Here is a 25,126-nt window from a genome sequence, read left to right on the forward strand (position 1 = left end):
GCCCCTCAGGCCGGCGGCCCCTCCTCGCGTCACCGGTCCGCGCGGTGCGGACTCACTCCACGGGCGTCGCGGGCACCCGTCCGCTCGCCGGGCGTTCCCGCCACAGGCGCAGCGCCGTGTCGATCAGCGGCACCCGGGTGAGGGCGGGCACGTCGGCGAGGTCGTGCCAGGCGGCCGTGTCGGTGGAGCCGCCGATCTCGTCGCGCAGTTCCCCGCCGACGATCCGGCCCTCGTAGACGATGCGCACGCCGTGGTGGTCGACGGGAGGGCGCAGCCGTTCACCGCGCAGGACATGGCGGAAGGAGTCGACGCCGAGCAGGCCCGTCACCTCGATGCGGTACCCGGTCTCCTCCTCCAGTTCGCGCACGACGGTGTCGTGCGGGTCCTCGCCGTGCTCCATCCCGCCGCCGGGCAGCACCCACTCGAAGGTGCCGCCGGGGGCCGGTGAGCGGGCGAGCAGGAGCCGGCCGTCACGGACGCAGACGGCGTAGGCCGCCACCCTCAACTTCTCGCGCATCGCTGGAGGTTACCCAGACGCCGGCGAACGGACGCCCCACGGACGGGACTTGGCGCGGGCAAGGGTCTCCGGCGAACCTTAAAGCCGTCAAGGGGCGTTTCGTCCGGGTTGGGCGCTCATCTCCGCTATGGCCATCGGGGGTTTTCCCCATACGTCCATATCGATTCGGTCAACTCTCCCCAAACATCCATCCCTTGCGTAAAGCTGCGTGCTCGTCCGGGATCGCGTTCCGGACGTGCGCGACCGGACGGGGAACGGTCCTGGTCGCGCGCTGATCGTTCCTTACCGACAAGGGATGCCGATGACCCACACCCCCCAGCGCGAACCGATACCGGGCGCAAGACGCGCGGCCCGCATAGCCGTGGCCGCGGGTCTGGTGGCCGCGCTGTCGGCCGCCGGGCCGATACCCCTGGCCTTCTCCGCCGACCAGCCCTCGGCCGCCGCCGACCCGGGCGTGAAGTCGGCCGCCGACAAGCTCGGCTCCGACGACGCCGACCTCCTCGCCGAAGCCAAGGCCGCCGGCGACAAGAACGTCACGCTGATGGTCGCGACCGCTCCGGGCAGCACCGAGCAGGTCGCCGAGAAGCTGGACGCCGTCGACGGCGCCTCCGTGGGCCGCTCCTACGACAAGCTCGGCTACGTCCGCGCCACCGTGCCCACGGCCAAGGCCGACTCGGTGATCGCCGCCGCCGGGAAGCTGTCCTCGGTGCACGCGATCGATCTCAAGCAGGACATCGTCCTCGACGACCCGACGCCCGCCGCGGACACCGCGAAGGGCGCGAGCGCCGCCAAGGCCCCCAAGCCGTACCCGGCGCCGGGCAAGCAGACGCCCGCCGAGAACCCGTACAACCCGTCCTTCGAGACGGGCGCCGTCGACTTCGTCGACGACCACGCGCAGTGGGACGGCCGCGGCGTCACCATCGGCGTCCTGGACTCCGGCGTCGACCTCTCGCACCCCGCGCTGCAGAAGACCACCACCGGCGAGCGCAAGATCGTCGACTGGGTCACCTCCACCGACCCGATCGCCGACAACGACCTCAGCTGGCGCCCGATGACGAACACCGTCTCCGGCCCGAGCTTCGTCTACGGCGGCCGCACCTGGACCGCGCCGGCCGGGACGTACTCCATCAACCTGTTCCGCGAGTCGGCCACCGCCGGCGGCGACCAGCAGGGCGACGTCAACCGCGACGGCGACAAGACCGACGCCTGGGGCGTGCTCTACAACGCCGCCGCCGGCACGGTCACCGTCGACCTGAACAACAACGGCGACTTCACCGACGACACCGCGATGAAGCCGTACAAGAACGGCTTCCAGGTCGGCTACTTCGGCACCGACAACCCGGCGACCGACGTCGCCGAGCGGATCCCGTTCGTGGTGGAGATCCGCAAGGACGTCCCGATGGACCCGTTCGGCGGGGACTGGGTCGGCAAGAAGGCCGACTTCGTCAACATCGGCATGATCTCCAGCGAGCACGGCACCCACGTCGCCGGCATCACCGCCGCCAACAGCCTGTTCGGCGGGAAGATGAACGGCGCCGCCCCCGGCGCGAAGATCGTCTCCTCCCGCGCCTGCGTCTTCGGCCCCGGCTGCACCAACGTCGCGCTCACCGAGGGCATGATCGACCTCGTCGTCAACCGCGGCGTCGACATCGTCAACATGTCGATCGGCGGCCTGCCGGCGCTCAACGACGGCAACAACGCGCGCGCCGAGCTCTACACGCGTCTCATCGACACCTACGGCGTCCAGCTCGTGATCTCCGCGGGCAACGAGGGCCCCGGCGCCAACACCATCGGCGACCCCGGCCTGGCCGACAAGGTCGTCTCCGTCGGCGCGGCCATCTCCCAGAAGACCTGGGCCGCCAACTACGGCTCGCAGGTCGACAAGAAGTACGCGCTGCTGCCGTTCTCCTCGCGCGGCCCGCGTGAGGACGGCGGCTTCACGCCGACCCTCGTCGCCCCCGGCGCCGCGATCAACACCATCCAGACCTGGCTGCCGGGCGCCCCGGTCGCCGAGTCGGGCTACACCCTGCCGGCCGGCTACGCCATGCTCCAGGGCACCTCGATGGCCTCCCCGCAGGCCGCCGGCGCCTCGGCGCTGCTGCTGAGCGCCGCCAAGGCGAAGGGCATCAAGCTGACGCCCGCCGATCTGCGCACGGCGCTCACCTCGACCGCCCACCACATCAAGGACCTCCAGGCCTACGAGGAGGGCGCGGGCGCCATCGACATCGTGGACGCCTGGGACGCCATCGAGGACGGCGCCACCGCCCACGAGTACACGGTCAAGGCCCCCGTCGACACCGCGATCGACGCCGCGCTGAAGACCCCCGGCTTCGGCACCGGCATCTACGACCGCGAGGGCGGCCTGAAGACCGGTGAGAAGAGGGTCTACGACGTCACCATCACCCGCACCACCGGCGCCGACAAGGCGATCCGCCACAGCCTCGACCTGAAGAACAACGCGGACCACACCTTCAAGATCCTCGGCCCGGACGAGGTGACGCTGCCGCTGAACAAGCCGGTGACCGTCCAGATCCAGGCCAGGGCGAAGGCCGTCGGCATCAAGAGCGCGATCCTCGAGGTCGACGACCCCGCGACCGAGGGCGTCGACAAGCAGATCCTCAACACGGTCGTCGCCGCCACGCCGGTGGCGCACACCTTCACCGCGAAGAGCAGCGTGCAGCGCAACAGCTCGGAGCACTACTTCCTGACCGTGCCCGAGGGCGCCACCTCCCTGGAGGTCGCGATCGGCGGTCTGAAGGACAAGAGCCAGACCCGGTTCATCTCGATCCACCCGTACGGTGTCGGCGTCGAGGACAGCGCCACCATCTACTGCTACAACAACTACCTCAACGGCAACGGCTGCAAGCCGGACGCCCGCTCCTACGCCGACCCGCAGCCGGGCGTCTGGGAGATCGAGGTCGAGTCGCGCCGCACCTCGCCGCTGCTCGACAACCCCTACCAGCTGGACGTCACCGTCTTCGGCGCCACGTTCGACCCGGCGACCGTGACCGTGCCCGAGGCGAAGGTCGGCACGCCGGCCGCCGTCTCCTGGAAGGTGAAGAACAACTTCGCGGCGTTCGAGGGCACGCCGGTGGGCGGCCCGCTGGGCTCCTCCAAGGCGGCCCGGCCGACCATCGCCAACCACGAGACGCACACCACCACGGTCGAGGTGCCCGCGGGCGCCAAGTCCCTGGACGTCTCCATCGGCAAGGTCTCCGACGCCTCCGCCGACCTCGACCTGACGGTGTTCGACGCCGCCGGCAACCAGGTCGCGCAGCAGGCCGACGGCGACTCGGAGGAGGCGGTCTCCATCCCGTCGCCCGCCGCCGGCACGTACACCATCGAGGTCGCGGGCTACTCGGTCCCGGCCGGCACCACGGCCTACGACTACCTGGACGTGTTCTTCTCCTCGGCGCTCGGCACCGTCGCCGTCGACGGGTCGACGCCGGTGAAGTTGGCCACGGGCGCCACGGCGACGGTCTCCGCGACCGTCACCGCCCTGGCCCCCGCGCCGGAGGGCCGGGCGTTCTTCGGCCAGGTCCAGCTGAAGAACGCGCGCGGCACGGTCGCGGGCACGGGCAGCGTGGCCATCGAGAAGGTCGTGCCGTAACCGCACTCAGCGTGTGACGGCACAGTGTGAGGGGCGGGCGTCCGTGAGGGCGCCCGCCCCTTCGTCATCCGCAGCTCACCCCGTCGGTGCGGGGCAGCGCGCGTTCGATCGCCGCCCGCTCGGCGGCGATGTCCGCCGCGCCGACCGCCCACACCTCAGGCGACGCCGCATCCCGCGCCTGGCCGGCCAGGACGTGGTCGCCCTCGGCGACGAGCGGGTCCATGTCCGGCGCCAGCACGACGTCCACCTCGCCCGCCGCCAACCGCCCCGGCAGGTAGGAGCGGGTCACCCGCAGCGTGACCCGGTCCTCTCCGGTGCCGGCGACCGGGACGACGTCCGTCACCTCCCCCTCGACGACGAAGCGGGCGCAGGCGAGGTAGCCCGGGTCGCCCAGCGGGCTGTCGGCCGACCTCGCGCCGGGCTCGGCCGCGCCCGCCTCGCCCTCGGCCGTGGTGTCGGCTGCGCCGCTGTCGGCGCTCTTCGCCGAGCTGAGCGTGCTCACCCCCTCACCCACCTGTACGACCAGCCACCCGGCCCCGGCGACGATCGCACCGGCGGCGGCGAGGGCGAGGGCGCGCGCGGCACGTCGGCGGACGGGGCGCGGCCTCAGTACCGGGGCGGGCCCGGACGTGAGCGTGTCCTGCGTGCCCTCCCCGGGCCGGGTCAGGGTGTCCGCGATGACGCCCAGCTGCTCGCGCAGCACCGTCAGGTCCGCCGTCGCCGCCCGGTGCGCGGCCAGGAAGGCGGGGTCGGCGCGGGACTCCTCGGGCAGGAGGGTGCCCAGGATCGCGGCCATCAGGGGGTCGGTGCGCTCGTCGCCGTCGTGTCCGTCGTATCCGTCGTAGCTGTCGTAGCTGTCGTAGCTGTCGTAGCCGTCGTAGCCGTCGACATCGGCTTCGCCTTCCCCCTTGCCGAAGGTCTCTTCGCTGTCGCGTCCGGTGCTCATGTCACACCACCTCGTCCTCGTGCAGGCGGGCGCGCAGGGCCCGGACCGCCGTGTGCAGGCGGCTCTTGACCGTGCCCTCCGGGACGCCCAGCTCGAGGGCGATGGAGCGCACCGGCAGATCGGCGTAGAAACGCAGGACGAGGACCTGACGCTGGGCGTCGGGCAGCTCGTCCAGACCGCGGGCGACGGCGAGGGAGAGCACGCTCGTCTCCTCGCCGGAGGGGTGCTCGTGCTGGCGCAGGGACGCCAGGCGCTCGCCGACGCGTTCCTGCCGGCGCTTGGCCCGGTGCCAGTCCATGGCCAGGTTGGAGGCGACGACGGCCGCCCAGGCGGAGACGTCCCGCGGCGCCTCGTACCCCTTCGCCGCCCGCTCCAGCAGCCGCAGCCGGACCTGCTGCACCCCGTCCGGCAAATCCGACTGCGGAACCCCGCCCAGCGCGAGCACCGCCCGCACCCGGCGTTCCTGCGCCGCGTCCAGCGGGTCGTCGTCCGCGCGCGCCCCCTGCACGCGCCGCCCTCTTCCGCGCAGCACACGCCACCCCCTCCACCACGTTTCTCCTAGGACGCGGGGAGAGCGTGGAACGTTCGAGGGTGGCTTTTCACACCCGTCGAGGCGTACGTCACACCCTTGTGTGAGAGGGGGCGGGACGGGCAGGCGAGCTTGCGGCGCGGGCCCGTCCGCAGGCGATTTTCTGCAGCTCGGGCGGGGTGCGCACCGCAGTTCCGCAACCGGGATCCGGACCGCCGCGTCCCATTCCTCGGGCGCCGCGGGCAAAGAACTGGACAGGCGGGCCGGTGTCGGCCGCATGATGGAAAGGCCTCGGCCACGCCGTGCGGTCCGTGAAGAGCCGCCGCGCCGCAGAGGTCCGTAGAAGGCGGCAGCAAGCCGTGAACAGACAGGGAGTCGTCGTGAGGGTCGGAATCGTCGGAGCCACCGGTCAGGTCGGCACGGTCATGCGCAAGATCCTCAAGGAGCGCGACTTCCCGGTCACCGAGCTGCGCCTGTTCGCCTCGGCCCGTTCCGCGGGCTCCGAGCTGGACGGCGTGACGGTGGAGGACGCGGCGACCGCCGACTACTCCGGCCTGGACATCGTGCTGTTCTCGGCGGGCGGCGCGACCTCGAAGGCGCTGGCCGAGAAGGTCGCCTCGCAGGGCGCCGTCGTCATCGACAACTCCTCCGCGTGGCGCCGGGACCCGGACGTGCCCCTGGTGGTGTCCGAGGTGAACCCGCACGCGATCGCCCACCGCCCCAAGGGCATCATCGCCAACCCGAACTGCACGACGATGGCCGCGATGCCGGTGCTGCGGCCGCTGCACGCCGAGGCGGGCCTCGAAGCCCTCGTCGTCGCCACCTACCAGGCGGTGTCCGGCTCGGGCCTCGCGGGCGTCGCCGAGCTGCACGGCCAGGCGCAGAAGGTGATCGCCGACGCCGACCGGCTCACCCACGACGGCGAGGCCGTCGACTTCCCGGAGCCGCAGGTCTACCAGCGGCCCATCGCCTTCAACGTCGTCCCGCTCGCCGGCTCGATCGTCGACGACGGCCTGAACGAGACGGACGAGGAGCAGAAGCTCCGCCACGAGTCCCGCAAGATCCTGGAGATCCCGGAGCTGAAGGTCTCCGGCACCTGTGTGCGCGTGCCGGTGTTCTCCGGCCACTCCCTCCAGGTCAACGCCCGTTTCGCGCGTCCGGTCAGCGCCGCTCGCGCGACGGAGATCCTCAAGGACGCCGAGGGCGTCGTCCTCACCGACATCCCGACCCCGCTGCAGGCGGCCGGCAAGGACCCCTCCTACGTGGGCCGCATCCGCGAGGACGAGACCGTGGAGAACGGCCTCTCCCTGTTCCTGTCCAACGACAACCTCCGCAAGGGCGCGGCCCTGAACGCGGTCCAGATCGCGGAGCTGGTGGCGGCCGAGCTGAAGGGCTGACGTACGGCCTCAGCCTCGGCGCACCTCGTAGAGGAAGCAGCCGTACTCGACGGCCCGGACGTGGACGAGTGCCACGGCCGGGTCGTCGAACGCTTTCCGGAAGGCCTCTGCGAGGCCTCCGGCCTGCACGAGCGCGCCGCCCAGTATGCGGCCCGCGGCCGAGTAGCGGCGGACCGTGCAGTGGGCGTCCGCGAAGGGGAGCGGGTCGCCGGCCGCCGGACCCGGACACGGGCCCGCGTGGACGAAGACGGGTCCCTGCTCGTCGTAGGGGCCCGGGTCGGCGCCCGTCCCGGCCGCCCAGCGGCGCAGAGGGGCGTAGGAGACGAGCGCGAGCCGCTCGCCCGGCTCGCTGCGGCGCAGGCAGCAGCGGAGCGGGTCGCCGCCCTCGTGGTCGGTGAAGGGCTCGGCCGGGCGGCCCGCGTCGTCCGTGACGCGCAGCTCCTGAAGGGCGCCGGGCTCGACGGGCCGTGCGGTGTACGTGTGGGTCGTGAACGTCATGCGTGCCAGGCTCCCGCCCGGCGGCGCGCGCCACCGGCGGGATCCGGACGTCGTGCTCCCCGGCCGGCGAGGGCGCCCCGGCGGGGCGCCCTCGCCGCGTACGGGCCGCTAGCGCGCGTCCGCCGCCTGGGCCTTCAGCGCGCGCTCCACGCCCGCGCGGGCCTCGGAGACCAGGCGGCGCAGGGCCGCGCCGGGCTCGGCGGAGGCCAGCCAGGCGTCGGTCTTGCGCAGGGTCTCCTCGGAGACCTGGAGGGCCGGGTAGAGGCCGACGACGATCTGCTGGGCGATCTCGTGCGACCGCTCCTCCCAGATGTCCTTGACCACGTCGAAGTACCGGTCCGTGTACGGCTCGAGCAGCTCACGCTGGTCGGTCTGGACGAAGCCGCCGATGACGGCCTCCTGGAGCGCGTTGGGCAGCTTGTCGGACTCGACGACCTGCGCCCACGCCTCCGCCTTGGCCTCCGCCGTGGGGCGGGAGGCGCGGGCGGTCGCCGCGTGGCGCTCGCCGGCGGCGGTCCTGTCGCGCTCGTACTCGCCGGCGATCTCGCTCTCGTCGAACCGGCCGACCGCCGCGAGCCGCTGTACGAACGCCCAGCGCAGCTCGGTGTCGACGGTGAGGCCCTCGATGGTCTGCGAGCCGTCCAGCAGGGCGTCGAGGAGGTCGAGCTGCTCGGGCGTGCGGGCGGTCGCCGCGAACGCGCGGGCCCACGCCAGCTGGTGGTCGCTGCCCGCCTCGGCGGACCGCAGGTGGGCCAGCGTGGCGTCGGTCCACCGGCTCAGCAGGGTCTCGCGGGCGGCGGGGTCCGCGTACAGGTCGACGGCGAGCTTGACCTGCCGGTGCAGCGACTGGACCACACCGATGTCGGACTCCTTGCCGATGCCGGACAGCACCAGCGACAGGTAGTCGCGGGTGGGCAGTTCGGCGTCGCGGGTCATGTCCCAGGCCGAGGCCCAGCACAGCGCGCGCGGCAGGGACTCCTCGAAGTCGCCGAGGTGCTCGGTGACGAAGGCGAGGGACTGCTCGTCGAGGCGCACCTTGGCGTACGACAGGTCGTCGTCGTTGAGCAGGACCACGTCCGGGCGGCGCTTGCCCACCAGCTGCGGCACGGCCGTCAGTTCGCCGTCCACGTCCAGTTCCACGCGCTCCTCGCGCACCAGCTTGCCGCTGCCCTCGTCGAGGCCGTAGAAGCCGACGGCGATGCGGTGCGGGCGCAGCGTCGGCTCGCCCTTGGCGCCGGCGGGCAGCGCGGGGGCCTCCTGGCGCACGGCGAAGGAGGTGATGACCCCTTCCGTGCTTTCAGGGTCTGTCTCGATCTCGGGACGCAGGACGTTGATGCCGGCCGTCTCCAGCCACGCCTTCGACCAGGCCTTGAGGTCGCGGCCGGAGGTCTCCTCCAGCGCGCCGAGGAGGTCGGTCAGGCGCGTGTTGCCGTAGGCGTGGCGCTTGAAGTAGGCCTGCACGCCCTTGAAGAACTCGTCCATGCCGACGTAGGCGACGAGCTGCTTGAGGACGGACGCGCCCTTGGCGTACGTGATGCCGTCGAAGTTGACCAGGACGTCGTCCAGGTCGTTGATCTCCGCCATGATCGGGTGCGTGGACGGGAGTTGGTCCTGCCGGTAGGCCCACGTCTTCATCGAGTTGGCGAAGGTGGTCCAGGAGTGCGGCCAGCGGCTGTCCGGCGCGTAGGCCTGGCAGGCGATCGAGGTGTAGGTGGCGAACGACTCGTTCAGCCACAGGTCGTTCCACCACTCCATGGTGACCAGGTCGCCGAACCACATGTGGGCCAGCTCGTGCAGGATGGTCTCGGCGCGCAGCTCGTACGCCGCGTCCGTCACCTTCGAGCGGAACACGTACTGGTCGCGGATGGTGACCGCGCCCGCGTTCTCCATCGCGCCCGCGTTGAACTCCGGCACGAACAGCTGGTCGTACTTCCCGAAGGGGTAGGGGAAGTCGAACTTCTCCTGGAACCAGTCGAAGCCCTGCCGCGTGACCTCGAAGATCGCGTCCGAGTCGAGGAACTCGGCGAGGGAGGGCCGGCAGTAGATGCCGAGCGGCACCGACTGCCCGTCCTTCTCGTACACGCTGTGCACGGAGTGGTACGGCCCGACGATGAGCGCCGTGATGTACGTCGAGATGCGGGGCGTCGGCTCGAAGACCCAGACGTCGTCCTTGGGCTCGGGCGTCGGCGAGTTGGAGACGACGGTCCAGCCGCTCGGCGCCTTCACCGTGAACTGGAAGGTGCCCTTGAGGTCGGGCTGTTCGAAGGAGGCGAAGACGCGGCGGGCGTCCGGGACCTCGAACTGGGTGTACAGGTAGGCCTGCTCGTCGACGGGGTCGACGAACCGGTGCAGTCCCTCACCGGTGTTGGTGTAGGCGCAGTCGGCGACGACCCGCAGGATGTTGCGGCCCTCCAGCAGGGAGGGCAGGGCGATCCGGGAGTCGGCGAAGACCTGGGCCGGGTCCAGGGACTCGCCGTTCAGCGTCACCTCGTGGACGGTGGGGGCGACCAGGTCGATGAAGGACTCGGCGCCGCCCTCCGAGACGTCGAAGCGCACCGTGGTCGCGGACCGGTAGGTGCCGCCCTCCTGCGCGCCGGAGAGGTCGAGATCGATCTCGTACGAGTCAACGGTGAGCAGCTTCGCCCGCTGCTGCGCCTCTTCGCGAGTCAGGTTTGTGCCAGGCACGCGGTCATCTCCTCGGTATGAGTGGTTGCGTCATCCTTCCACGGAGGGACCGCCCGGGGCGACGATCGCGGGCACGACCGAAGGCCCCGGGTCACGCGTGACATGCGCGGCTCCGGGGCCCTCGGGAAGCGTCCAGCGGGTCCGGCGGGGGGCTCGGACCGGCGCGGCTCAGGCCTTGGCGCTCGCCTCGCCCTTGACCGTGATGTTGGAGCTGGTGTCGTCCTGACGGTCCTTGGAACGGTCCAGGACCCACACCAGGCCGGCGATGACCGCGAACAGCGCGAGCGGCGCCACCACGTAGAGGCCCAGCGTCTCGCCGACGCTCAGGCCCGGACCGGGGTCGTCGCCGTCGTCGCGGGTGACAGCGAGCGCGGGGGACGACAGGAGCAGCATCATCAGCGTCGTACCGGCCGCCAGGGTGCCGGCGCGCAGGGCGTTCTTCTTGTCCACGGTGCAAAAGTAGCGAACGCGCGGGGAGGACGCGCGTCCGGGGTGCCCTATGCGGGCTCAGGACACCCCTCTCACCCGCGCAGCACCTCCATCAGCGCGCGCAGTCTCGGCGACGCGGCCAACTGCTCCAGCGTCACGGGGCGGCCCTGCGCGTCGGCGATCGGCAGCCGCCAGTTCGGGTACTGGTCCCAGGTGCCGGGGAGGTTCTGCGGGCGGCGGTCGCCGACGCCGTCCGGGAGCCAGACGCCGATCATCCGGGCGGGGGTGCGCAGCAGGAAGCGGTGGACGGCCTGGATCCCGGCCTCCTCCGAGGAGGTGTCGCCGCCTCCTCCCGCGCCGTGGAGCAGGCCGAGCCGGGTGAGCGCCTCCAGCCACTCAGCGGTGTCGGCGGCGGCCTCCGCGCGCTCCACCTCCAGCGGGCGGGTCAGCAGCCCGAGGCGGTCGCGGAGTTCGACGTGCTCCCCGGTGAGCCGGGCGGCCGTGGACGGCAGGTCGTGCGTGGTGGCGGTGGCCAGGCAGTCGGCGCGCCAGTCCTCGGGCGGCAGCGGGCGTCCGTCGCCGTCCCAGTCGCGCTCGAACCACAGGACGGACGTGCCGAGCACCCCGCGTTCGCGCAGCGCCTCCCGCACGCCCGGCTCGACGGTGCCGAGGTCCTCGCCGATGACCACCGCGCCCGCCCGCGAGGCCTCCAGCACCAGCACGGCGAGCATGGCCTCGGCGTCGTAGCGGACGTAGGCGCCCTCGGTGGGCGGCTCGCCCTGGGGGACCCACCAGAGCCGGAACAGGCCCATGACGTGGTCGATGCGCAGCGCGCCGGCGTAGCGGAACAGGGCGCGCAGCAGCCGTCGGAACGGCTCGTAGCCGGAGGCGGCCAGCCGGTCGGGGCGCCAGGGCGGCAGGCCCCAGTCCTGGCCGCGCGCGTTGAAGGCGTCGGGGGGCGCGCCGACCGACATGCCGGCCGCGAAGTACTCCTGCTGGGCCCAGGCGTCGGCGCCGCCGGGGTGCACTCCGACGGCCAGGTCGTGCACCACCCCGAGCGGCATGCCCGCCTCGCGCGCGGTGCGCTGGGCGGCGGTGAGCTGGGTGTCGGTGAGCCAGGCCAGCCAGGAGTGGAAGTCGACGCGTTCCCTCAGTTCGGTACGGGCTCGGGCGGTCTCCCGGGAGCGGGGGTCGCGCAGGGCGGCGGGCCAGCGGTGCCAGTCGGGGCCGTGGACCTCGGCGAGGGCGTACCAGGTGGCGTGGTCCTCCAGCGCCTGGCCCTCCTCGGCGAGGAAGTCGCAGTAGGCGGCGCGCCGGCCGGGGCCGAGCGGGACTCCGGCGACGAGTGCGAGGGCCTCGCGCTTGAGCTCCCAGACGGCGTCGCGGTCGATCAGCGCGCCCTCGTCGAGCACGCTCTCCCGCAGCCGCCCGGCCCGCTCGCGCAGTGCCCGCATCTTCTCGGGCGCGTCGAGGTGGCCGAACTCTGGCACGTCCTCGACGCGCAGGTGGACCGGGTCGGGGAAGCGGCGGGAGGAGGGCCGGTACGGGGAGGGGTCGGTGGGGGCGCCGGGCACGGCCGCGTGCAGCGGGTTGACCTGCACGAAGCCCGTGCCGAGCGTCCGGCCGGCCCAGGCGGTCAGCTCGGCGAGGTCGCCGAGGTCGCCCATGCCCCAGGAGCGGTGGGAGAGGAGGGAGTAGAGCTGGACGAGCAGGCCGTGGGAGCGTCCGGCGGGCGTGGGGAGCCGGGGCGGGGCCACGACGAGGTGGGCTCCTGCGGTGCGTCCGTCGGGTGCGACGGCGGTGAGGGTGTGGACGCCGGGCGGCAGTCCGCCGAGGGCGTCCCGCGGGTCGGTCGACGCCCGGCTCTCCCCTTGTTCGGTCCCGACGTCCAGCCGGGTCCCCTCGGGGAGTGAGGCGACGGCGGCGGGGACCGCGGTCGTCCCGCCGTCCCCGCCCTCGCTCCACAGCACCACGGTCGGCGGCAGCAGTCGTCCCGCGAGTTCTTCCTCCCGGGCGGCGAGCGCGGCGCGGGCGGCCTGCGGGGTGCCCGCGTCGACGCCCAGGGCGGCCAGGACGCGGACGACCGCGGCGGCCGAGGCCGTCACCGTGCGGTCCGGCGAGGGCCGGTAGGAGGTCGCCACGCCGTGCAGTCCGGCGAGGCGGGCCAGGTCTTCGTCGCAGGGTTCGGCCGGCCGGGGTGCGGTCATCTACGGCCTCATGAAGTCGGGGTCCACGGCGGCGAGGGGCGGCTCGCTGGTGAGGGGCGGTTCGCTGGTCAGCGGTTCGGCGTAGGGCAGCGGCGGCTCGCTGGTCAGCGGGGCCTCGGCGCAGGTTCCCTCCGCGCTGAACACGCACACGCGGGGCTCTTCCAGGACGGCGGAAACATCCGCCGGGCGTTTGGAACGGGCGGCCGGGAGCAGGGGGTACGTCGTTGCGACCACGGTGGCCTCCTTGTCGTCGAGATTCGGACGGGTTACTTGAGCCCTACCCAGCGGATCCGAGGACTCACATCTTCGATCGCCCCGTCCCCCGCGGAGCCGCCTCCGCGGGCTGGACCACCACCCCGCACCAAGATCAACCGGACCAATACGGACCCCCGAGGCAATATCGCCGCCGAAAGCCCAAAAAAGGCACACGGGAACTGAATACCGTCAACGGCCCGGCGTTATTGGAAAGTTGACGCTTTACGAAGCGGACTGCTAGCTTCACGTCACGGCTGAAAGGTACTCAGCCGCACGGGGGACGGGGGGTGTGGGGGTTTTGTGTATTCAGTTTCACAAGTATCTCACGAGTTCCTGATCCCGTGCTTCGCGCAACAGGAACAGGGGAGAAAATGAAGCGCGGTTCGCGTATTTCCACCGTCGTCGGCACGGCCGCGGTGATCACTCTGGCGCTGGCGCCCGTCGCCGAGGCCAACTGGAGCAGCTCCATCACCGCCGCCAGCGTGGGCTTCGAGTCGCGGCGCTGGACGGACGAGCTGTACTCGCAGGTGAAGTTCACCAACTGCAGGACCGACGCGCTCGCCACGCAGAGCACGGACGTCCGCATATGGGCCGACATCTCGCTCCAGCCCGACGAGGCCTACGACAACAAGACGTTCACCGCCTGCTTCGGCGGCGGCACCAGCAACGGCGAGTGGACCGACCTGCCGTCCGGCAAGCGTGACTACTACTTCAAGCTCGCGAAGATCGCGGGCTCCACCTTCGGCCCGCAGCTGAGCGTGAGCACCGTGTCGGTGGACACCACCAAGGCCGACGGCTGACAGACCAGCCCCTGAGGGGCGCCCCGCACGGGGCGCCCCTCTCAGGCCGACAAGTGGTTCGGTGAGACTGCATGAAATTCAGCACCACTCTGCGCAGCGGTAGTGTGCGGTGGGCTGCCCCCATTATTCTCCTGCTGACATTCCTTTATTATGTCGTAGGCCAGAAGGCCCCGCTCTCCAGTTATCACCATTACGCTCCGACCATTGTCGCCGAGCCGTTGATGACGCTTTATGCGCTGGCGTACGCGACGGCCGCCGGGCTCGCCTGCTGGGAAAGCGGGCGGCTCAACAGCGCACGAATATGGGCATTGGCGCCGGCCCGTTCGCGCTACCGCATCGCAGCGAACGTCCTGGCCCCGGTGATCGCGCTCTCATGGCTGGTTCTGCTCCTGCCCGCGGCGGTCTCGCTCGCCCGTTCGGCGACCCTCCCGAGCCTCGACAGCCTGCGCCTGCCGCTCGCGGCGATGGTGATCTGCGTCGCACACGCCGTTCTCGGGTTCGCCGTCGGCTTCCGCGTCCCCCGGGTCATCGCCACCCCGATCCTGGCCGTGGGCGACTGGCTTCTCGTCGCCTTCACCAGGGCGATGCTCCCCTACTGGCCCCGGCACGTCTCCGGTCAGTTCGGCAGCGTCGGTTTCGGCGAGGTGCCGCAGTTCGTCACGGCCGCCGTACCGCTGATGCTGGCGGGAGGCGTCGCCGTCGGGCTGACGATCCTCTGGCTGCCCTTCGGCTGGCGTGCGGTGCGGATCGCCCTCGCGGCCGTCGTCGCCGTGGCAGGCGTGCTCGGCGCCCAGCGCACAGCCGCGAACTGGTCGGCCACCCCGCCGATCACCACCGGGAACGTGGCGATGACGTGCACGGGCAGCGCGCCGCGCATGTGCGTGCCGGAGTTCAACGCGCGCTACCTGCCGCAGGTGCAGCGCGACACCGCCGAGGCGCTGAACGTGCTGCGGAAGGCCGGGGCGACCTCGGCACAGCCGCGGCTGATCACCGACGGCTACGTCGACGGCCGCCGCCAGAAGACCTCCACGGACACCGAGTGGCACATCCTGCTCACCGACCAGGTGCCCCGCGGTGACGCGGTGTACCAGATCGTGGTGCGGGCGCTGAAGTTCCGCTGCGAGGAGGTGGACGTCCGTACCGCCCACTCCGCCTGGCTGTGGGGCGCCATGAAGACCGGCCAGGAGAAGGCGTACCGGATGCGCCGCGAGCAGGAGGGCCTGGACCCCACGGCCCGGGAGCTGGAGCGGCAGGTCACGGCCGACGTCGCCCGGGTGCTGAAGGAATCGCCGGCCGAGCAGACGGCGTGGATCAGGCGGACGCTCCAGGGCTGTGAGGCGAAGGCCTCGTGATGTGGTGGTTCAAGGTGCGCCGGGGGCACACGCTGCTGCCGGCCGCTCTCGCCGTCTTCACCGCCGCCCTCTACGCGGTGCAGGATCACACGGTGCTGCTGCCGGCCATCACCGGCAGCCCGCGCGTCGCGCTCTCCCTGTTCGTCCCCGTGCCGCTGTTCGCGATGCTGATGGCGATGCTGGAATGCCGGCTTCCCGCGGCGGAGGCCTCCGGCGTCCGGTCCGTGGCACGGCTCGACAGCGCGCTCGTCACCGCGGTCATGGCGGCCGCGGCGGTGTGCAGCGTGGCCGTCGCCGCCCTCCAGGGCACCGCGACGGCCACGACCGGGGGCCGCAACGCCCTGTTCCTGACCGGCCTGATGCTGCTCGGCCGCGCCTGGGCCGGACAGGGAGCGGTGATGCTCCCCGTGGGGTGGCTGGTCACCGTCGCCGTCATCGGGTTCCGCGGGAACGTCCCCCGGTCCTGGACCGTCATCGCGCTCCCCGCGGACGACCTGTTCGCGGCGGCCGCCTCCCTGGTGGTGTTCGCCCTCGGCCTCGCCGCCCAGACCCGCTCGTCGAGGAAACCAGCGTGACACTCGAACTCAGCAACTGCACCTACGGCTACCGCCGCTGGAAGCCGCCGGTCCTGCGGGACTTCTCCTACACCCTGCCGGAGGGCCTCACCGTCCTGCTCGGCCCGAACGGCGCCGGCAAGTCGACCCTGCTGAAGCTCGCGGCTTCGGTGACCAGGCCGCAGAAGGGGCGCGTGTCCCTGGACGGGGCGCCGGCGGGCACCGCGGCGTACCGGCAGGCGGTGGCCTGGATGCCGCAGGACATCGTGCCCATGCCCACGCTCACCGCGCGCGAGTACGTCGCCTACGTCGGCTGGCTCAAGGGCATGAACCGCGCGGAAGCCTGGAAGCAGGCCCGCAAGGCCCTCACCCGGGTGGAGCTGACCGACAAGGCCGACGCCCGCACCAGCCAGCTCTCGGGCGGGCAGCTGCGCCGGGTCGGCGTCGCCGGGGCGCTCGTCCACGGCGCCCGGGTCCTGCTGCTGGACGAGCCCACCGCGGGCATGGACCCCTACCAGCGCCGTGTCTTCCGCGACATCCTGCGCGGGCTGACCGACGACGTGCGGGTCCTGCTGTCCACGCACGACGTGGCCGACCTCGCGGAGGAGGCGGACCACGTCACGGTGATGTACGGGGGAAAGGTCCTTCAGCACGGGGACACCGGCACGTTCCTCGCCCACACCCCGCCCGGGACCCTCGAGGGACGCGCCGCCGAAGCCGCGTACACCGCCCTGCTGAGAAGCCACGACGTCGCTTCCTGACGCTCCCGCGGCGTGCCGGCGGGGCCGACGGCGTCAGGGCCGGCCCCGGGGTCCTGTCCGCACCTGCACGAAGGCCCGGATCGTCAGGCCGATATGCCGTCGATCCGGGCCATGGCGTCGTCCGCGCCGAACGGCTGCAAGTAGGGCAGCCAGCGCGGGTCCCTGTGGCCGGTCCCGATGATGCGCCAGGCCAGACCGGTGGGCGGGGCCGGTTTGTGGCGCAGCCGCCAGCCGATCTCGACAAGATGCCGGTCGGCCTTGACGTGGTTGCAGCGCCGGCAGGACGCCACGACGTTGTCCCACACGTGCTGGCCCCCGCGGCTGCGGGGGACGACGTGGTCGACGCTGGTCGCGACGCCACCGCAGTACATGCACCGGCCGCCGTCCCGCGCGAACAGCGCCCGCCGGGTGAGAGGAACGGGCCCCCGATAGGGGACCCGGACGAATCGCTTGAGACGGACCACGCTGGGGGCGGGGACTGTGACGGTCGCGCTGTGCATGAAGGCGCCGGATTCCTCGAGGGAGACGGCCTTGTTCTCCAGGACGAGGACGAGCGCGCGGCGGAGCGGTACGACGCCGAGCGGCTCGTACGACGCGTTCAGGACCAGGACATGCGGCACGGATGCCTCCTCGGGCGTCGGCGGCGCGTGGCTCGCGCCGGGACGATCTGCAGCCAGTCTCCCCTCATGGCCGGTGGACGCGCCACCATCTCCCGGTAACGGGCTGGGAGTGTTTTCGACCACACCAGATACATCCCCAGCTCGACGACCTGTTCAAGCGCGCGTGAACACGGTCTCTCCTTCGAGCATTCGGGCGATGCACACACAATGCCCCGTTAGTGTGGTGACCCTGCCCGCTCGGTGACCTTTTCGTGACCTAGACCACCATGACCGCCGCGCCGAACGGAGCAGTGCAGCACCTGGAGGTACCTGCCGTGTCCTTGTCCGCCGTCCTACTGGCCGCCGGCCCGTCACCGTCGCCGACTCCCTCGCAGTCGCCGACGGTGACGGTCCCGACGCTCCAGGACGCCCAGGAGAGCGCGACGAACGCCGCGAGCTGGGTCGAGCAGAACTGGTCGACGTGGCTCGCGATCGGTCTGCGGGTCCTGCTGATCGTCGTCATCGCCGGGATCCTGAGAGTGGTGGTGCGGCGGTCGATCACCAAGCTGATCGACCGGATGAACCGCACGGTCCAGGCGGTCGACGGCACGGCCCTCGGGGGGCTGCTGGTCAACGCCGAGCGGCGCCGCCAGCGCTCCCAGGCGATCGGCTCCGTGCTGCGCTCGGTGGCGAGCTTCCTGATCCTCGGCACGGCCGGGCTGATGGTCCTCGGCACGTTCGAGATCAACCTGGCGCCGCTGCTGGCGTCGGCCGGCGTCGCGGGTGTGGCCATCGGCTTCGGCGCCCGCAACCTGGTCACCGACTTCCTCTCCGGCGTGTTCATGATCCTGGAGGACCAGTACGGCGTCGGCGACCAGATCGACGCGGGCGTCGCCACCGGAGAGGTCATCGAGGTGGGCCTCCGGGTGACCAAGCTGCGCGGCGACAGCGGCGAGATCTGGTACGTCCGCAACGGCGAGGTCAAGCGCATCGGCAACCTCTCGCAGGGCTGGGCGACGGCCGGCGTCGACGTCACGGTGAAGGCGAACGAGGACCTCGACCGGGTCAAGGCCACGCTGGACGAGGTCGCCGAGAAGATGAGCAAGGAAGAACCCTGGAACGAGCTCCTGTGGAGCCCGATCGAGGTGCTCGGCCTGGACAGCGTGCTGCTGGACTCGATGGTGGTCCGGGTCTCCGCCAAGACGATGCCCGGCAAGTCCCTCACCGTCGAGCGCGAGCTGCGCTGGCGGATCAAGCGGGCCTTCGACGCGGCCGACATCCGCATCGTCGGCGGCGCGACCGTCCCCCCGGAGGCCGACCCGGACGCCGACCCGACCGCCGCCGTGGCGGCCCCCTCGGTGTACGCCAACACCGCCTCCGCGCAGGCCCAGGCGGCCACCCCGATCGCCCAGCCGGGAGCGGCGGCCCCCATGAAGTGACCTGAAACAGCACGCTCGTTCGGGCTCTCGCACCGGCGCCCCTCCCCCGCGCCCGGAACCGGACAGCCGCTCACCGCGTGTTCACCCTCAGCGGTGACTTGCGATCTGATCAAGATCCAGCCAAGCCCGGTGCGCGCTGCCGTGCTTTGTGGCGATACTTGCGGCGACACATGACCATGGGGGAGGTCAGCCAGTGACACACCCGCCGAAGAGCAGCACGGCGCCACCGGGATCCGTCATGCCCACCATGCCGGCCGTCCCGCCCCAGCCGGGGCCCAGCGAGCCCCTCACACCCGTCACCGCCCGGCCGCCGGGGACGCCCGCGCGCCGTACCGCCTTCGCCGAGGGCGTCGACCGGGTGCGCGCCGCGGCAACGACCGAGCCGGGCCGGCTGCGGATCATCGGCGCCGTGCTCGCCGTCCTCGTCGTCGCGTTCGGCGCCGTCACCGCCTGGCAGATGACGGAGCGCGCGGCCGCCGCCGACGACGTGCTGAACAAGAGCCAGCCGCTGACCTCGGCGGCCGCCTCCATCTACCGCTCCCTCGCCGACGCCAACACCACCGCATCCGGCGGCTTCCTGGCGGGCGGTCAGGAGAGCGCCGAGTCCCGCAAGCGCTACGAGGACGACATCGACACGGCCGCCGCGGGGCTCGTCACCGCCGCGAGCAACGCCGACCCCGGCTCCCCCTCCACCGCAGCGATCACCAAGCTGAACAAGCTCCTCCCGGAGTACAAGGGCCTGGTCGAGCGCGCCCGCACCTACAACCGGCAGGGCTTCCCCGTCGGCGGCGCCTACCTGCGCTACGCCAACCAGAAGATGCAGCAGGAGATGCTCCCGGCGGCCGAGGACCTCTACAAGAAGGAGAACCAGCGCCTCCAGGACGACTACGCCGACGCCAGGCCCTACCCGTGGGCGGCGATCACGCTGGGCGTCCTGGCGCTGGCCGCGCTGGCGTGGATGCAGCACCGCACCTACCGCCGTACCAACCGGGTGTTCAACCACGGCCTGGTCGCCGCCACCGCGACCGCCACCGTCGTGCTGCTGTGGCTGGTCGTCGGCCACAGCCTGGCCCGCGCGGGCCTGAACGACTCCTACGAGCACGGCGTGCGCTCCCTGAACGTCCTGCACGACGCCCGCATCGCCTCCCTCAAGGCGCGCGGCGACGAGAACCTCACCCTGGTGGCCCGCGGCGCCGAGACCGTCAAGGTGACCGCGGACGGCAAGGAGTTGACGCTCGACGCCTACGACCACGGCTTCACCGAGAACATCGCCGCCCTCGGCAAGGGCCTCGCCGCCGCGGCGAGACTCGCCGACGATCAGGCGGGCGGGAAGCCGGTCACCTCGGCCGAGGGCAACATGGCGGAGTGGCGCAAGCGTCACACCGCGGCCCGCGCCCAGGACGACAACGGCAACTACGAACAGGCGCTCGCCCTCGTGATCGGCGCCAAGGGCGCGACCGGCGAGTGCTTCGACAGCGTGGACGCCAACCTGGCGAGGGCGCTCACCCACGAGCAGAACGAGTTCAGGCAGGCGGCCGGCGACGGCAGGGACGCGATGGGCGGTCTGCCGCTGGGCGCGGCCGTCCTCGCCGTCCTGGGCGCGGCGGGCGCCGTCCTCGGCATCGGCCGCCGGCTGTCGGAGTACCGGTGAAAGGGGGCGTGACGATGCATGTGCGACGAATGCGGGCCGGCCTGAAGGGCTGGGGCGGAGTAGGCGCGATGGCGATCGTGTGCGCCCTGGCGCTGGCCTTCGCGCTGCTTCTGCCGTGGGCCCAGTCCCAGGGCGGCGCCGCCGCCGGGGCGGGCGGGCGGGGCCTGGCCGAGGCCGGCCCGGCGGCCGACGCGGCCTGCAAGGACCCGGAGAAGCAGACCCTCGCGCCGTCGGCCGCGGACGGACCGACGATCAGCGCGATCAAGGCCCGGCAGGGCGAGAAGCGCAAGCTGGTCGTCGGCGTCGACCAGAACAGCTACCGGTGGGGTTACCGCGACCCGAACAACTCCGGTGCGGCGCTGGAGGGTTTCGACATCGACCTGGTGCGCCGCATCGCCCAGGACGTCCTCGGCGACCCGGACGCCGTCCAGTTCAAGGCGATCCCGACCAACCAGCGCATCCCCGCGATCCAGGAGGGCCGGGTCGACATGGTCGTGCGCACCATGACGATCAGCTGCGCCCGCATCAAGGACGTCGCGTTCTCCGCGCCGTACTTCAGGACGGGGCAGCAGGTCCTCGCCCCCAAGTCCTCGACGGTCACCGGCTACGACGCCTCGCTGGCGAGGAAGCGGATCTGCACCGCGGCCGGTTCGACCGCCAACACCAAGCTCACCGACGACCGCCGGGCGGGCCGGCTGGCGGCGAGCGCCGACATCTCCACCACCGTCCCCAACCAGCTCGACTGCCTGGTGCGGTTGCAGCTCGGCGAGGTGGACGCGGTGGTCACCGACGGCGCGCTCGCCGCGAGCCAGGCCGCGCAGGATCCGACGGTGGAGCTCAAGGGCGGCCCGTTCACAGCCGAGTACTACGGGGTGGCGATGAAGAAGGACGCCGACGACCTGGTGCGCCGGGTCAACCAGATCCTCGAGCGGTACCGGGCCGACGGCTGGCAGGCGTCGTACGACAAGTGGCTCTCGGCGACACTGGGGGCGAACGCGGCGACGTCGACGCCGCCCGCGCCGACGCAGTACCTGCGCACCGGCTGACCGGCCGGCCGCGGCACGGACCGAGTGAACGACCGACTCAGCAGCGAGAGGTGATCGATGGGCGTCACGGGACCCCCCGGGCCGGTGATGGACCGGGACGAGGTCGACCGTGCGCTGGCGCGGCTCGGCGCGGAGCACGAGGCGATCGAGACCTCCCTCCTCGCCCTGCAGGACCACGCGGGCCGCAGGCTCCTCGAAGGCGCGCGCCTGACCGGCGTCACCGAGGAGCGCTGGACGGCCGCGGAGGCGTCGATCACGCTGCTGTGGGCCTACTTCGACGCGTACTCGGACGCGTTGCGCTCCGCCCGGGAGATCCGCGCGCGGCGCCGCTGGTCCAGCCGTGAGGACCTGGTGGAGCTGACCGAGCTGCTGCGCGGCGAGTCCGTCACCGTGGCGGGGTCGGCGCTGGCCTCCGCGCCCACGCTCCACGGCACGGGCCGGCTCAGCCAGAGCTTCTCGCTGGCCGCGCTCGTCGAGCGGATGAACGAGCTGTACGCCTCCTCCCTCGACATGGTCGTCGCCGCCGACGCGGTGTGGTCGGCGCTGCCCGCCCGGATCGATCTGCTGGCCGCGGAGCTCCAGCGCACCCGGCAGCTCGCGCACTCCGTCGGGGTGCGCCCGGGCGAGCATCCGGCGGGCGACGACCTGGAGCGCATCACCGGCACCCTGACGCAGCTGCGGGAGCAGGTGATCAGCGACCCGCTGGCCTACTGGACGCCGGCGCAGGGCAGTTCGGCGCCCGGCGGAGGCCGCCCCGACACCACGGTCTACGACCGTCAGGCGCGGGCGCTGGAGGACGTACGCCGGGAGATCGACGCCGTGCTGACGGTCCGCCAGGACGCGGAGAAGCGGCTGGTGCGGCTGCGGGACGTCCTCTCACGCGCGGACCGCACGCTCGCGGAGGCGCGGACCGCGCGCGGCGAGGTGCTGGCGAAGATCGCGGCGACGGAGGTGCCGGTGGTCAGCGGCCCGCCGACCGCGCTCCAGGAGCAGCTGGCGACGGCCGCCGAGTACCGCAGGCAGGCCCAGTGGAACCGGCTGTCCCCGCTGCTGGAGTCGCTGGAGGAGAAGGCGGACGACGAACTGCTGCGCGCCCGCGAGTCGCTGACCGCGGTCACCGCGCCGCTGGCGGTCCGCGCGGAGCTGCGCGGCCGTCTCGACGCGTACAAGGCGAAGGTCGCCCGGCACGGCCTCGCGGAGGACCCGTTCCTCATCGAGCGCTACGACGCGGCCCGGCGGATGCTGTGGAGCGCGCCCTGCGATCTGCGCGTCGCCGAACAGGCCGTGCTGCGCTACCAGCAGGCGGCCGCCGAACTGCTCGCCGCGCCGAGAGTGCCGGAGCAGGGCGAGCCCGAGGACCACAGGGGGGCGAGGTCATGAGTCAGGCAGGCCAGACATGCCAGCGGCCGGGCTGCGACGGGTCGTACGACGACGTGGGCGGCGGCGAGCTGTACTGCGACACCTGCGGTCTGGCCCCCGTCGTCTCGGCCGGCTCGCCGGCGTCCTCGGCGGGCGGTGGCAAGGGCGGCGCGGGGAGCGGCAGTTCGCGCTCCAGCGCGCGCAGCGCCCGCAGCTCGCGTACGTCCTCGCAGTCGTCGAAGTCGCGCCGCTCGGTGTCCGGGCGGCTCTCCCGCTCGCTGTCGGGGGCCTCGACGGGCCGCTCGGTGTCGGTGCGCAGCTCCGGCTCCACGGCGGGCTCCTCGGGGCGGGCCCGGCTGGGCGTCGGGCTGGTCGCGGTGCCGCAGGTGCCGAGGCCTGACCCGCGCGCGATGGTCCTCGACAACCCCGAGGTTCCCGAGCGCAAGCGGTTCTGCTCGCGCTCCGACTGCGGTGCCCCGGTGGGCCGTTCGCGCGGTGAGCGGCCGGGGCGCACGGAGGGCTTCTGCACCAAGTGCGGCCACCCGTACTCCTTCGTGCCGAAGTTGAAGGCCGGCGACGTCGTGCACGGCCAGTACGAGGTCGTGGGCTGTCTCGCGCACGGCGGTCTGGGCTGGATCTACCTCGCCGTGGACCGCGCGGTCTCCGACCGCTGGGTGGTGCTCAAGGGCCTGCTGGACACCGGCGACCAGGACGCGATGGCCGCCGCCATCTCGGAGCGGCGCTTCCTCGCCGAGATCGAGCACGCCAACATCGTGCGGATCTACAACTTCGTCGAGCACCTCGACCAGCGCACCGGCTCGCTCGACGGCTACATCGTCATGGAGTACGTCGGCGGCAAGTCCCTCAAGGAGATCGCCAACGCCCGCCGCACGGCGGACGGCAAGCGCGACCCGCTGCCGGTGGAGCAGGCGTGCGCCTACGGCATCGAGGCCCTGGAGGCGCTCGGTCATCTGCACAGCCGCAACCTGCTGTACTGCGACTTCAAGGTCGACAACGCCATCCAGACCGAGGACCAGCTCAAGCTGATCGACATGGGCGCGGTGCGCCGCATGGACGACGACGAGTCGGCGATCTACGGCACGGTCGGCTACCAGGCGCCCGAGGTCGCCGACGTCGGCCCCTCCGTCGCCAGCGACCTGTACACCGTCGGCCGTACGCTCGCCGTCCTCACCTTCGACTTCCAGGGCTACACCACCGCCTACGCCGACTCGCTGCCCGACCCGGACAGCATCGAGGTGTTCCGCCGGTACGAGTCGTTCTACCGGCTGCTGGTCCGCGCCACCGACCCCGACCCGGCCCGCCGGTTCGCCTCCGCGCAGGAGATGGCCGAGCAGCTGACGGGCGTGCTGCGCGAGGTCGTCTCGCTGCAGACCGGGCGGGCCAGGCCCGCGCTGTCCACGCTGTTCGGGTCCGAGATCAGGGCCACCGACACCGAGTTGTTCCCGCGGCTGGACACGGAGGTGAGCCGGCTGGGGGCGCGCGCGAAGACGTCCCCCGTCGGGCCCGGTGCCGCCCCCGCCGCAGTGCCGTCCCTGGTCCGGGCCGTGGACGCGCCCGCCGCCGCGCTCGCGCTGCCCGTCCCGCACGTCGACCCGTCCGACCCCAACGCCGGTTTCCTGGCAGGTCTGTTGACCTCCGCGCCGGGTGAGCTGATCACGGCTCTCGCGGCCGCGCCGGCGCCGTCCGTGGAGACCCGGCTGCGGCAGGTCCGCGCGCGGCTGGAGAACGGCGACTTCGATGCCGCCGTCGCCGCCCTGACCCAGCTGGAGGGCGAACGGCCCGACGACTGGCGGGTGGTGTGGTACCGCGGCGTGGCCTGTCTGGTCACCGGCGACCACGAGGGCGCCGCGCTCGCCTTCGACGCGATCTACGACGCCTTCCCGGGCGAGCCCGCGCCCAAGCTGGCGCTCGGGCTGTGCGCGGAGGTGCTGGGCCAGCTGGACAACGCCGCCGAGTACTACGGCCTCGTCTGGTCGACCGACCCGAGCTATGTGAGCGCGGCGTTCGGGCTGGCCCGCGTGCAGCTCGCGGCGGGCGACCGCGGGCGCGCCGTAAGGACGTTGGAGTCGGTGCCGGAGTCGTCCATCCACTACACCGCCGCCCGGGTCGCGGCCGTGCGGGCCCGCCTCCGGCAGCGGACGGCGGCCGCGTCCGACGTACCCTTCCTGGAAGACCTCACCGCCGCCGCGGCACAGGTCGAGGCGCTGGACGCGTACGGGCTGGACGCGACGCGGCGCGAGCAGCTGTCGGCCGAGGTGCTCGGTTCGGCCCTGGACTGGATACTCTCCGGTGGCCAGGGCGGCCCCGGCGCCCGGCGGGTGCTGCTCGGCAGCGACCTGGACGAGCGGGGGCTCCGCTTCGGCCTGGAGCGCTCGTACCGCACGCTGGCCCGGCTGGCGACCGGCGGTGAGGAGAGAATCGACCTGGTGGAACGTGCCAACCGTTACCGCCCCCGGACGTGGGTGTAGTTG

Annotated in this window: 20 protein-coding genes; 11 read left to right on the top strand and 9 right to left on the bottom strand. The window is 72.3% G+C overall.

The window, feature by feature from the left end:
- Positions 1–52 precede the first annotated feature (52 nt).
- A complete protein-coding gene (locus tag ACFYXA_RS16920) occupies positions 53–517 on the bottom strand; it encodes an NUDIX hydrolase (RefSeq protein ID WP_389033257.1) in 465 nt (154 codons plus the stop codon).
- Positions 518–818: 301 nt separating this feature from the next.
- Between ACFYXA_RS16920 and ACFYXA_RS16925 the strand changes: the two genes are divergently transcribed.
- Entirely contained in the window at positions 819–4,127 is a 3,309-nt protein-coding gene (locus tag ACFYXA_RS16925) for a S8 family serine peptidase (protein ID WP_389033260.1), read from the top strand.
- A 64-nt stretch (positions 4,128–4,191) separates the two neighbouring features.
- Here ACFYXA_RS16925 and ACFYXA_RS16930 read toward each other — a convergent pair whose 3' ends face one another.
- Both ACFYXA_RS16930 and ACFYXA_RS16935 read right to left on the bottom strand, forming a co-directional pair.
- Entirely contained in the window at positions 4,192–5,073 is an 882-nt protein-coding gene (locus ACFYXA_RS16930) for a hypothetical protein (RefSeq protein ID WP_389033263.1), read from the bottom strand.
- 1 nt (position 5,074) lies between these two features.
- Positions 5,075–5,605, bottom strand: a complete 531-nt coding sequence (locus tag ACFYXA_RS16935; RefSeq protein ID WP_130436750.1) for a sigma-70 family RNA polymerase sigma factor — start codon at positions 5,603–5,605, stop codon at positions 5,075–5,077.
- A 377-nt stretch (positions 5,606–5,982) separates the two neighbouring features.
- Between ACFYXA_RS16935 and ACFYXA_RS16940 the strand changes: the two genes are divergently transcribed.
- Entirely contained in the window at positions 5,983–6,999 is a 1,017-nt protein-coding gene (locus tag ACFYXA_RS16940; RefSeq protein ID WP_389033267.1) for an aspartate-semialdehyde dehydrogenase, read from the top strand.
- A 9-nt stretch (positions 7,000–7,008) separates the two neighbouring features.
- Here the strand turns inward: ACFYXA_RS16940 and ACFYXA_RS16945 are convergent, their stop codons facing one another.
- The 5 genes from ACFYXA_RS16945 to ACFYXA_RS16965 form a co-directional block, all read right to left on the bottom strand.
- Positions 7,009–7,497, bottom strand: coding sequence for a DUF1203 domain-containing protein (locus ACFYXA_RS16945; RefSeq protein ID WP_389033270.1), 489 nt, complete (start codon positions 7,495–7,497; stop codon positions 7,009–7,011).
- 108 nt (positions 7,498–7,605) lie between these two features.
- The gene (gene pepN, locus ACFYXA_RS16950) at positions 7,606–10,182 is read right to left on the bottom strand and encodes an aminopeptidase N (protein ID WP_389033273.1); all 2,577 of its coding nucleotides are present in this window, start codon (positions 10,180–10,182) and stop codon (positions 7,606–7,608) included.
- Between the two features lie 168 nt (positions 10,183–10,350).
- The gene (locus ACFYXA_RS16955; protein WP_389033276.1) at positions 10,351–10,632 is read right to left on the bottom strand and encodes a hypothetical protein; all 282 of its coding nucleotides are present in this window, start codon (positions 10,630–10,632) and stop codon (positions 10,351–10,353) included.
- A 71-nt stretch (positions 10,633–10,703) separates the two neighbouring features.
- Positions 10,704–12,818, bottom strand: a complete 2,115-nt coding sequence (gene malQ / locus ACFYXA_RS16960) for a 4-alpha-glucanotransferase (RefSeq protein WP_389033279.1) — start codon at positions 12,816–12,818, stop codon at positions 10,704–10,706.
- Complete coding sequence (locus ACFYXA_RS16965) at positions 12,819–13,052, bottom strand: hypothetical protein (RefSeq protein ID WP_352249136.1); 234 nt, start codon at positions 13,050–13,052, stop codon at positions 12,819–12,821.
- 392 nt (positions 13,053–13,444) lie between these two features.
- Here ACFYXA_RS16965 and ACFYXA_RS16970 point away from each other — a divergent pair, with 392 nt between their 5' ends.
- The 4 genes from ACFYXA_RS16970 to ACFYXA_RS16985 all read left to right on the top strand — a co-directional run bounded on the left by ACFYXA_RS16970 (position 13,445) and on the right by ACFYXA_RS16985 (position 16,540).
- Positions 13,445–13,873: a hypothetical protein gene (locus tag ACFYXA_RS16970; protein WP_130436743.1), complete on the top strand. Its 429-nt coding sequence runs from the start codon at positions 13,445–13,447 to the stop codon at positions 13,871–13,873.
- Positions 13,874–14,094: 221 nt separating this feature from the next.
- Positions 14,095–15,225 carry a hypothetical protein gene (locus tag ACFYXA_RS16975; RefSeq protein ID WP_389033284.1) on the top strand — a complete coding sequence of 377 codons (1,131 nt, stop codon included), beginning with the start codon at positions 14,095–14,097 and terminating at the stop codon, positions 15,223–15,225.
- A complete protein-coding gene (locus ACFYXA_RS16980) occupies positions 15,222–15,800 on the top strand; it encodes a hypothetical protein (RefSeq protein WP_389033287.1) in 579 nt (192 codons plus the stop codon). Before ACFYXA_RS16975 ends, ACFYXA_RS16980 begins: the two co-directional genes overlap by 4 nt.
- On the top strand, positions 15,797–16,540 hold the full coding sequence (locus ACFYXA_RS16985) for an ABC transporter ATP-binding protein (RefSeq protein WP_130436741.1): 744 nt from the start codon (positions 15,797–15,799) through the stop codon (positions 16,538–16,540). The genes ACFYXA_RS16980 and ACFYXA_RS16985 overlap by 4 nt, the downstream gene beginning before the upstream one ends.
- Positions 16,541–16,623: 83 nt before the next feature.
- Here ACFYXA_RS16985 and ACFYXA_RS16990 read toward each other — a convergent pair whose 3' ends face one another.
- Complete coding sequence (locus tag ACFYXA_RS16990; protein ID WP_130436740.1) at positions 16,624–17,160, bottom strand: HNH endonuclease; 537 nt, start codon at positions 17,158–17,160, stop codon at positions 16,624–16,626.
- A 314-nt stretch (positions 17,161–17,474) separates the two neighbouring features.
- On the opposite strand from ACFYXA_RS16990, the gene ACFYXA_RS16995 reads away from it, so the two are divergent.
- From ACFYXA_RS16995 to ACFYXA_RS17015, 5 genes are all read left to right on the top strand, one after another.
- Positions 17,475–18,578: a mechanosensitive ion channel family protein gene (locus tag ACFYXA_RS16995; RefSeq protein ID WP_352249127.1), complete on the top strand. Its 1,104-nt coding sequence runs from the start codon at positions 17,475–17,477 to the stop codon at positions 18,576–18,578.
- Positions 18,579–18,825: 247 nt separating this feature from the next.
- On the top strand, positions 18,826–20,229 hold the full coding sequence (locus ACFYXA_RS17000) for a hypothetical protein (RefSeq protein WP_352249180.1): 1,404 nt from the start codon (positions 18,826–18,828) through the stop codon (positions 20,227–20,229).
- A gap of 14 nt (positions 20,230–20,243) precedes the next feature.
- The gene (locus ACFYXA_RS17005; protein WP_352249125.1) at positions 20,244–21,275 is read left to right on the top strand and encodes a glutamate ABC transporter substrate-binding protein; all 1,032 of its coding nucleotides are present in this window, start codon (positions 20,244–20,246) and stop codon (positions 21,273–21,275) included.
- Between the two features lie 57 nt (positions 21,276–21,332).
- The gene (locus ACFYXA_RS17010; RefSeq protein ID WP_352249123.1) at positions 21,333–22,655 is read left to right on the top strand and encodes a hypothetical protein; all 1,323 of its coding nucleotides are present in this window, start codon (positions 21,333–21,335) and stop codon (positions 22,653–22,655) included.
- Positions 22,652–25,123: a tetratricopeptide repeat protein gene (locus ACFYXA_RS17015; RefSeq protein ID WP_389033293.1), complete on the top strand. Its 2,472-nt coding sequence runs from the start codon at positions 22,652–22,654 to the stop codon at positions 25,121–25,123. The genes ACFYXA_RS17010 and ACFYXA_RS17015 overlap by 4 nt, the downstream gene beginning before the upstream one ends.
- The last annotated feature ends 3 nt before the right edge of the window (positions 25,124–25,126 follow it).

Source organism: Streptomyces sp. NPDC002566 (assembly GCF_042889585.1).
Taxonomy (GTDB): Bacteria; Actinomycetota; Actinomycetes; order Streptomycetales; family Streptomycetaceae; genus Streptomyces.